Source organism: Sphingomonas sp. P3_C6 (assembly GCF_056402595.1).
The window spans coordinates 37995-47521 of the sequence record NZ_JBFUHB010000034.1 but is presented as its reverse complement, the minus strand read 5'-3'; the positions used below and the strand labels follow the sequence as shown (position 1 = coordinate 47521).

6 protein-coding genes and 2 pseudogenes are annotated in these 9527 nt (G+C 64.5%); 3 read left to right on the top strand and 5 right to left on the bottom strand.

The window, feature by feature from the left end:
- The 5 genes and pseudogenes from AC1DT7_RS21795 to AC1DT7_RS21775 all read right to left on the bottom strand — a co-directional run.
- Window positions 1-842, bottom strand: a pseudogene (locus tag AC1DT7_RS21795) (hypothetical protein); the annotation flags it as partial.
- A 279-nt stretch (window positions 843-1121) separates the two neighbouring features.
- A complete protein-coding gene (locus tag AC1DT7_RS21790) occupies window positions 1122-2702 on the bottom strand; it encodes a methyltransferase regulatory domain-containing protein (protein ID WP_478038277.1) in 1581 nt (526 codons plus the stop codon).
- 1661 nt (window positions 2703-4363) lie between these two features.
- Complete coding sequence (locus AC1DT7_RS21785; RefSeq protein ID WP_478038278.1) at window positions 4364-5563, bottom strand: IS91 family transposase; 1200 nt, start codon at window positions 5561-5563, stop codon at window positions 4364-4366.
- Complete coding sequence (locus AC1DT7_RS21780) at window positions 5560-6465, bottom strand: tyrosine-type recombinase/integrase (protein WP_478038276.1); 906 nt, start codon at window positions 6463-6465, stop codon at window positions 5560-5562. The genes AC1DT7_RS21785 and AC1DT7_RS21780 overlap by 4 nt, the downstream gene beginning before the upstream one ends.
- Before the next feature lie 170 nt (window positions 6466-6635).
- Window positions 6636-7528, bottom strand: a pseudogene (locus tag AC1DT7_RS21775) (LysR family transcriptional regulator).
- A 150-nt stretch (window positions 7529-7678) separates the two neighbouring features.
- On the opposite strand from AC1DT7_RS21775, the gene AC1DT7_RS21770 reads away from it, so the two are divergent.
- The 3 genes from AC1DT7_RS21770 to AC1DT7_RS21760 are packed head-to-tail and all read left to right on the top strand — an operon-like array spanning window position 7679 to window position 9477.
- Window positions 7679-8851 (top strand): MFS transporter, encoded by a 1173-nt coding sequence (locus AC1DT7_RS21770; protein ID WP_478038275.1) that lies wholly within the window; start codon window positions 7679-7681, stop codon window positions 8849-8851.
- Window positions 8852-8865: 14 nt separating this feature from the next.
- Window positions 8866-9006, top strand: coding sequence for a hypothetical protein (locus AC1DT7_RS21765; protein WP_478038274.1), 141 nt, complete (start codon window positions 8866-8868; stop codon window positions 9004-9006).
- On the top strand, window positions 9007-9477 hold the full coding sequence (locus AC1DT7_RS21760) for an alpha/beta hydrolase (RefSeq protein ID WP_478038273.1): 471 nt from the start codon (window positions 9007-9009) through the stop codon (window positions 9475-9477).
- Window positions 9478-9527 lie beyond the last annotated feature (50 nt).

The following is a 9527-nucleotide window of genomic DNA, read 5'->3' as shown; positions in this document are numbered from 1 at the left end:
GTGTTCGAGGCAGCCGTTACATCACCCGCCGCGACCGTGACGTTGCCGCCGGTCGCCATGGCGAAGATGCCGTTGCCGGTGGTGGTCGTCACCGGACCGACCGTCTTCACGGTCGTCGAGCCCTTGCCGAAGTTCTCGGCGTCCACCCCGAACCGAGCGTCGATCGCGCCATTGGCGGTGACGTTGACGTTGCCCGTGCCGCCGGCCAGGAAGACTGCCCCGACGATGCCGGCGTTACCCGCCTTGATGTCGCCGTTCGCGACGATCGTGACGTTACCCGTCAGCGACTGGGTCTGGACGTCGATGCCGTCCTTGCCGCCCGTCAGTGCCGTGACCGTGCCGCCGGTGACGACGTTCACGCCCGTGCTGGTCGCCACGTCGCGAACCGTGATGCCCTCGCCCGACGCGGCCGAGACATTGCCGCCGACATTGATGTCGATCGACCCGACACCGCCGGTCTGGACGGCGTCCAACCCATTGCCGGTGCCGTTGTTGGCGATGCCGCCGCCGGTATAGACGATCGGTCCACCGGCCGCCTTGATCGTCAGCGCCGCAGTGCCGCCGGCGGTTGGGGTATTGCCGGCATCGACGCTGATCGAGCCGCCATTGGTGACGGTGACGCCGCCGGTGCCGGTGTTGGACACCGCGAGGCCGTTGCCGCTCACCGTCTTGCCGGCATCGACGACGATCTGAAGCGGGATGGCCGACACGCCAGTATAATTGCGGTCGGACGGCGGGTTGGCCGGGAAGGTCGTATCGGTGGTCGAGGTATCGGTGCACTGCACGGTGATGCCGCCGACGATGCAGTCCGCCCAGGCCTGGCCCGGGGCGATCACGGTCATCCCCGCGGCCGCCGAAATCCCCAGCGTGGAGCGCAATGCGAATCGACTGACCTGCGAATAAAGGTCGCGACGCCGCGCAGATTTCGCGCTGGTCTCATTGCCCGTCAGAGTCGAAAAGTCGCCAGAATCCACGATGCACGCCATTGATCTGCCCCTTTATTGTGCAGCAATACTGTGCGACCCGAATAACCTTCGGGGTGTTCCGGCTTTTTTTTGGGCTCTATTATTCGGCCCGTCCGGTGTCAACTAAACCTCGACTAATCGTCGACTAAATCGTCATCATCCCTCCAGCAGCCCGGCATTGGCCATCCCCGCCAGCAGGCCCGGCAGATGGTCTGCCGCAATCTCGCGAATCGCGGGTGTGCCGGTCACGGGTTCGCTATGACGCGAAAAGGCCAGCCGGCCGGCCAGCGCTTCTTCCACCAGCCGATTCGCGAGCGCCGCATGATCCAGCGTACCATTCATCGACGGCAGGAGCGCGCGTGTCGCGGGGTCGAGCGCGATGGTCTCGTGTCGCACATTGGTGGTCGACAGGCTGCCGTCAGCCGCATCCCCGCGCGCGATCGCGATCGCCACTGGCATGTCTGCGACCGCACCCGCCAGCACCGGCTCCGACGACGGGGTCACCATGCCGACCAGAACCATCCGGTACAGCGCATCAAGCAGCAGCGCCCGCCCCTCGGCCCGCGCGTCGTCGGGGATCGCCCCGGCGCAGTCGTCGAGGCTCGATGAGGACGGGAAGCGCTCGACCAGCCGCGCGATCCCCTCGGCGACGGTGCCCGAGCCCGTGGTGAGTGAACGGCCCGCCGCATCGGTGACGACGTAGTTCTCGCCGTCGCGGTCGAGGTGCATGCCGGCCGAGGTCATGAAATGCAGGTGCTCGATGCTTTGCGGGGACAGCGCCCGGTTCACCGTCGCCATACGCTCGCTCGCGATCAGCAAGGTCTGGCGAAACGTGCGCCCGGACAGGAAATCAAGATATTGCTCGGATCCGACCAGATCGTTGGCGGACCGCGCCCGGACCTGCTGCGCGACCTCCGCGCCGTAATTTTCGAGGATCATCGACGCCAGCTCGCACTCGGCCAGGAAGCCGAGTCCGTTGCGCGATGCGTTATTGGCGAAATCGCGCACGGTGCTCGGATGGTTCATCTCCTCGAGAAACTCGTGCGCCACATAATCGTCAGGCAGCGTCGACAGCCGATCCGCCCAGATGCGCAGCATGTCGCCATAAGGCCCCTTGTCGGGCGTCGACGCCGCCAGGAAGGCGAGCAGCTCGCGCGCCTTGGCGACCCGGCCGAACGAATCGACTTGGTCCGGCACCTCCAGCAGGAAGGCGTCGCGCAGCGGCTGCAGCATGCGCCACCCCGGCAGCACGTTGTAACTGATGCAGGCGACGCCCAACGGGGACAGCCGCGCGCGGACGATCTTGAAGATCGCATCCTGCACCGCGGTCGGCACCCAGCTATAGACGCCGTGGCAGATGATATAGTCGAAGCTGCCCAGCTCCTCGCCGATCTCGGTGAAGCTCTGGCACCGGATCTCGATATTCTTCAGGCCCAGCCTGGCGATGCGCGCCCGCCCCACCGCCACCTGGGTCCGCGCGAGATCGACGCCGACAAAGGTCGCGTCCGGATACCGTGCGGCATGGGGGATGATGTTGCCGCCCGAGGCGCAGCCCAGTTCAAGCACCCGGGCGTTCGCCATCGGCGCAACCTCCAGCCCAAACAGATGAGCGATCGCGCCGAGCCGCGCCGGCTGGCTCTGCGCAAAGGCCTTCGACTGATACGGCAGCAGATCATATTTCAGCGCCGTCCGCGCGATGATCGCCTCGATCTCCTCAGTCGTCGCCGTCGCGCTCATATGATTCTCCTCCCGCGGATCACGGTGCGCCGGGGATGTACCTGCCTCTGGCCCGGAAGCAGGGTCTTATTGCAACGATCATCCGTTTCGGATTGGTCAAAGGCGACATGATGAACTTCTGCTGTCGCGACAGGCTGATGGATGTCATCATTACCAGGCGCACGTGAACTGAGCGTGGAAGCGCATGATCGCCTCGGCACCCCTCATCCCGGACATGAAGCAGCGCCGAACCGCGGGATATGGTCTACATGGTCGAGCAGATAGCCGCGCTGCTGGAGGCGGCTTGGACGCTCGAGGAGCACGTCAGCACATCCATATGTTTCGATGATCATGCTCAGCACCAACGCTCGCGTGGAGGCCGTCCTTGATCTGGACAAAGACATCCCGGTGCGCGACGGCCTGATCTACTTCAATGCCCTCGGTCGCCGTCGGAGCGGCTTACCAAGCATCTGATAATAGAACTTTATTTCGCAGTCATGCGTGTGTGGTCCCGGCACGACCCCTGACAAGAACCAGGACACTGACCCGAGCCGCGCGGAAAATTGTAGCGAGCTAGAGCGTTGGGCGTGAAATGGGAATCGGGTTGGGGATTTGTTCGTGCCTGGAATATGATTCATCGTCATGTGGAGGTGAATCATGGGAAGGACTGGTGCGCTTACAGGACTCACGCTGGGCAGCTAAACGCGCGGAAAAGCGTGGGTTTCGGGGCCATTCCATACCCGTGGTCCACTCGTGGTCCACCCCAAAAATTGGTCCGTGACTCGGACTCACACCCGAGACGGAGAGGCATTTCCTGAGCCGATACGCCACAAACCGATTCGCTTTATTTTGGCCTCGATGGCCGTCGCGATGGGCGCATTTCGGGATTCGACCAACCGGCGTTTGCAATCTTGAAACCGCGTCGCGACCGGCTCGCCAGCGCATACTCCAGGCTGAACCTCTGACATTAGACGGGCGCGTCATCCCTTGCACTCCGTAGGGTTGAGAACCTTCTTTGCCCGCACAAGGGACCGCCGTACCGCGTGGCACCTCGCGTCGAGCCCCCAAGTTCAACTCCGCGGGAGGGGTACCAGAATTCCTGATATCACATTGATAATATGGAAGAGTTTAGGACGCGCTCAGCGGCTACCCCACATTTTTCCCCACATCATTCGCTGGATTTCTTGAAATCTCGTGGAGCGCCGCGGCAGCTTTGCGCTCCGAAGTCGGCCATTCGGCATCGCTGCCGAGCGCCCCAATAACGGACATACGTTCAGCTTGCACCGGAGGTCCGTTCGGCCCGTCCCGGAGGTCGCGAGGAGTGGCGGCTATACCCCCGCGTTCGGTCGTCAGGACAAACTCTCTAGCAGACGGAAAACAGTCGTTGAGAGTTTCGGACGCCGCCAGGCGTCGGAAAGTCTTCGGTGCCCGAACCCGCGGGCCCTAGGCGCTGCTCTATGGGGATTTCGATTTCGGTCGGTTCTGGGCGGTGGTGGACGCTGCCGATACGCGGTCGGAATCGATAGCAGACCTTCTGCTTTTCAGATGGCGGTGTGGATGTCGAAAGTCGGACCGTCCGATTTTGGCCGACCAATGGCTGCTTTCGGTCAGGCTCAATGCAGTCGTCATCGTTCCCCGGAGCACGGTCTCGGTGAGGGTCGTTGCGGGCGAGCCGTGCCGGATCACGACGCTGATCTCCCGGGTGAGCTGGCAAAGGCGGGTGGTGCGCGCGGTTGATAACGGCGTTCGACGATCTCGATGATGATCATGCGCCCGCCGCAGCACGGACAAGGTGGCAGGGTTGGTTGCGGTGCGGAGGTGACGTCGTCGACGGGCGGCGGCGCGACTGCGAGCAACTGGCGAGCCCGTTCGAGATTATCCTTGCGCGTACCGCTGGCGAGCAGGCCGTAATGTCGGATGCGGTGGAACCCCTTGGGCAGGGCATGCAGCAGGAACCTGCGGATGAACTCATCGGTCGCGAGCGTCATCACCTGCTGCCGATCAGCGCCGCCACGGTGATAGTCCTTGTAGCGGAACGTCACACCCGCCTCATCGAACCGGAGCAGGCGGCTGTTCGAGATGGCGACCCGGTGGGTGTAGCGCGCCAGATAGGCGAGCACGGCCTCGGGCCCGGCGAACGGCGGCTTGGCATAGACCACCCAGCGCTTCTTCCGGACCGGCGACAGGTGACGCAGGAACGCCCTGCGCTCGGCAAGGTGTGCCATGCTGCCGAAGAAACCGAGCCGGCCTGCGTCGTACAGCGCGACCAGCCGGGTCAGAAACAGGCGGCGGAACAGGGCGCCAAGCACCCGCACCGGCAGGAGGAACGCGGGCCGGGCCGAGATCCAGCGTTCACCATCGAGCGAGATACCGCCACCTGGCACGATCATGTGGATGTGGGGATGATGGGTCAGCGCCGAGCCCCAGGTGTGGAGCACGGCGGTGATGCCGATGCGGGCGCCGAGATGCTTTGGGTCGGCGGCGATGATCTGCATCGTCTCGGAGGCGGCGCGGAACAGCAGGTCGTAGACGACCGCCTTGTTCTGGTGGGCGATGGCGCCGACCTCGGCCGGCAGCGTGAACACGACATGGAAGTAGCCGACCGGCAGCAGATCGGCCTCGCGCTCGGCAAGCCAGATGCGCGCGGCGGCACCCTGGCACTTGGGGCAGTGCCGGTTGCGGCAGCTATTATAGGCGATCCGCCAATGGCCGCAGTCTGTGCAGGCCTCGACGTGACCGCCAAGGGCCGCGGTGCGGCACTGCTCGACCGCCGACATGATCCTGAGCTGGTGCAGGCTCAGGTGCCCGGCATGCGCGGCCCGGTAGGCTGGCCCGGCCGTGCGAAAGACGTCGGCGACCTCGATCGTCGCCACCGGCGTCAGCCATCCGGCTCGGCTCCGCTGTTGGTGAGCGCCAGTCGGTCGAGCGGGCTGATCACCGCGCGCATCGTCTTGGTGGCGACCTGAGTGTAGAATGCGGTGGTGTTGAGCTTGGCATGCCCGAGCAGCGCCTGGATGACGCGGATATCGACGCCATCCTCGAGCAGGTGGGTGGCGAAGCTGTGGCGCAGGGTGTGCGGACCGACCCGCTTGGCGATGTCCGCCGCCGCTGCAGCCTCGACGACGACGCGGTAGAGCTGCCGGGTGCTGATCGGCACCATCGCGTTGCGGCCGGGGAAGAGCCAGCCATCCGCGTGCAGCACGCCCTGCTGACGCCCGGCGCGCCACCAGTCGCGCAGCAGCGGGAGCAGGCCCTCGGGCAGCATGGCGTTGCGATAGCGCCCGCCCTTGCCGCGCTCGATCCGCAGCAACATGCGCGTACTGTCGATGTCGCTCACCTTGAGCGCGGAGACCTCGGCGACGCGCAGCCCCGCACCATAGGCGACCGAGAGTGCGGCCTGATGCTTGAGGCAGGTGGTCGCCTCCAGCAGCCGCTTCACCTCGCCCAGGGTCAGCACGACCGGGATCTTACGAGCATGCGCGGTGCGGACCAGCTTGCGTGCGAGGTCCGGCCGATCGAGCGTCTGGGTGAAGAAGAACCGCAGCGCCGCGACGATGCTGTTCATGGTCGGCGCTGGCACGCCGGCCTCCTGCTGCTCAATCTGAAACCGGCGGAGATCCTCTGCGGTCGCGGTGTGCGGCGATCGCCTCAGCCACGTCGCAAACCGCCCGACATCGCGGAGATAGTTGCGCTGCGTCTCGTGCGAGAACTTACGCAACGTCATGTCATCGATCAGGCGCTGGCGAAGCGGGCTCGCGGCAATAACCGGTATGAGATCGTTCATCGTATGACTCCTCAGTTGAAGGAGCCTCGATGGTCTGCCCGCCTCAGGCGGCGCTCAACTCAGGCGCAAACCTCGTATCTACGTCTCGACCTCACCGCGCACGCCAATCCCACGCAGCGGGTTCGTGCAACGGATGCCTGCTGCCGTTGAACCGGGAAGAGGCACCTTTATCAGCCCCGGTACCGCACGGCCGCGATAAAAGCTGCCAGGGCCGGGGACTGCTGTCGGCGGCTCAGATAGTAGAGGTGATAGCCGGGGAATGGTGGGCACCAATCTTCCAGCACTTGCGCGAGCGCGCCTGCATCTAGTTCGTCCTGCAGATAGTCCTTCGGCAAGTAGCACAAGCCAAGGCCATCGACGGCGGCCTGCCGGACCAGCGCTATGTTGTTGACGACGAACTGCCCGTCGACTCGCACATTCACAGCGCGGCCATCCTTCTCGAGGTCCCAGACGGAAACGCCGCCCTTCGCCTGATGACGAAGATTGATGCAGTTGTGGCTTGCAAGCTCATCGGGCGCCCGCGGTAATCCGTGCGCCGCAAAATATTCCGGTGAGCCAGCGACCGCCATCTGCATCTCGGGACCGATCGGCACGGCCACCATGTCCTGGGCAAGTGTTTCGCCCAGCCGCACGCCTGCATCGAACCGCTCCGCAACGATGTCCACGAAGCCGTTATCGACCGTCACCTCGACCGTCAGGTCCGGATAGAGCGGCAACAATTTCGCCAAGGCGGGTAGCAGAATGGACTCCGCGGGCTGATCGCCCGTGGTGATGCGCAGGGTGCCGGCGGGCTTATCGCGTAGCTCGGTCAGACCATCCAGTTCTGCCGACACCTCATCGAAGTGCGGCCCCACGCGCTCCAGCAGGCGCTCGCCGGCTCCGTTGTCGAAACACTTCGGCTGGTCCGTGTGAGCAAGCGTACGCCGAGTCGCTCCTCCAGCTTGCGGATCGTATGGCTCAGCGCAGACGGCGAGACCCCGAGCTTCGCGGCAGCCCGCGTAAAGCTGCGCTCCCTCGCCACTGCGAGGAACGCGACCAGATCCGCCATGTTCTCACGATGCATCATTGAATTTTGCTCACAGCCGCATGCCGATCCTTGCGTCTAATCAGCATGATGAGAAAGTCCTAATATCGGGTCATGGAAAAGGCCCAGACTTTGACTGAAGCAGATGTACCCCTGCCCGCGGGCACCCGGGCGGGTGGATGGCCGGCGGTGTTGGCGCTAACGCTGTGCGTCTCAACGCTGATCGCATCGGAATTTATGCCGGTCAGCCTGCTGACGCCGATAGCCTCGGGGCTTCGGGTCAGCGAAGGCCAGGCGGGGCAGGCCATAGCCGTGTCGGGCATATTCGCCGTGCTCACGAGCTTGTTCATCGCCTCAGCGACGCGGCGCCTCGATCGCAGAACCCTCCTGCTGTGGCTTACCGGCCTGATGATCGCTTCCGGCGCTGTCGTCGCGTTAGCGCCGAGCTATGCGGTCTTCATGGTTGGGCGCGCGCTGCTCGGCGTGGTGATCGGCGGGTTCTGGTCGATGTCAACCGCTACGGTGATGCGGCTGGTTCCCGAAGAGGCGGTGCCCCGGGCGCTCGCGCTGCTCAACGGCGGCAATGCGCTCGCAACGACGATCGCCGCACCGCTTGGCAGCTTCCTCGGTCAATATATCGGCTGGCGAGGCGCGTTTTTCTCCGTCGTCCCGCTCGCTGCCGTGACGCTCGCCTGTCAGTATTTTAGCTTGCCCAACATGCCCAGCCGCGAACGCGCGAATGGCGTGGCGGCGTTCAAGGTCCTTCGCCGCCCGCAGGTGCCGCTCGGCATGCTCGCGGTCGCGCTATTCTTCATGGGGCAGTTCGCTCTCTTCACCTACCTTCGGCCATTTCTGGAGACGGTCACTGCTGTTGATGTGACCTCGCTTTCACTGATACTGCTGGGGCTCGGCCTTGCCGGCCTTGCCGGAACCTATGCGATCGGCTTCGCACTCAAGCGGACGCTTTACGGGCTGCTAATTGCGACGCCGCTGGCGATGGCACTCATCGCCGGGGGGCTGATCGCCCTTGGCTCGTCACCCGCCAGTGTCGCGATACTGCTCATCGGCTGGGGCCTGATCGGCACCGCCGCGCCTGTCGCTTGGTGGACCTGGGTCAGCAAAGTGCTTCCAGGCGAAGCAGAGGCCGGCGGCGGACTGATGGTGGCGGTGATCCAACTCGCGATTACGCTCGGTGCGGCGCTTGGTGGGACTCTGTTCGACGGCTGGGGCTATCAGGCCACGTTCTTCGCCAGCGCCGCGCTGCTGGTTTCGTCGGCACTGATCGCTGCGCTTGCCTCACGCGCACCCCGCCCAGTGACCGATTGCGCAGCCCCTGTCACCGCCAGCACGGCGACATCCTGAAACCGGGGAGACTCATGCAACACCCGTCTAACACCCGCACTGCACTGAGCCGGCGCAACCTCATTGGCGGTGGCGTGCTCGCCACGGCAGCGATCGCCTTAGTCGACGCCCAGCTGGCGCTCGGGCAGGCCACGACCAAAGGAGCTACCATGTAATTGACTGAGGACTGGGACAAAACCTTCCCCAAGAGCGACAAGGTCGACCACCAGAAGGTCACCTTAACCAACCGCTACGGAATCACGCTCGCCGGCGATCTCTATCTGCCGAAGGACCGTCGCAGTCGTGCGCTCCCGGCGATCGCGGTCGGCGGACCGTTCGGAGCCGTGAAGGAGCAATCCTCGGGTCTCTACGCACAGACGATGACCAAGCGGGGCTTCGTCACGCTGGCCTTCGATCCCTCTTACACCGGCGAAAGCGGTGGAACGCCGCGCAACCTCGCGTCGCCCGACATCAACACCGAGGATTTCAGTGCCGCCGTCGATTACCTCGGCCTGCATCCGGCGGTGGACCGCGAGCGCATCGGCGTTCTCGGCATTTGCGGGTGGGGTGGGATGGCGCTCAATGCGGTCGCCGTCGACACCGAAGACTTTCCGACGCCTGACGGCGTCCGAAACTCTCAACGCTAGCGGTCTGGCGGGTTTCAATGCTGCTTGGTGGAAAGCAGCCTTTTCCAGAC

What these genes read in the sequence shown, in the direction of transcription:
- AC1DT7_RS21790 (WP_478038277.1), bottom strand. Translation starts at nt 2,702, where the DNA reads ATGAGCGCGACGGCGACGACTGAGGAGATCGAGGCGATCATCGCGCGG.
- AC1DT7_RS21780 (WP_478038276.1), bottom strand. Translation starts at nt 6,465, where the DNA reads ATGAACGATCTCATACCGGTTATTGCCGCGAGCCCGCTTCGCCAGCGC.
- AC1DT7_RS21765 (WP_478038274.1), top strand. Translation starts at nt 8,866, where the DNA reads ATGCAACACCCGTCTAACACCCGCACTGCACTGAGCCGGCGCAACCTC.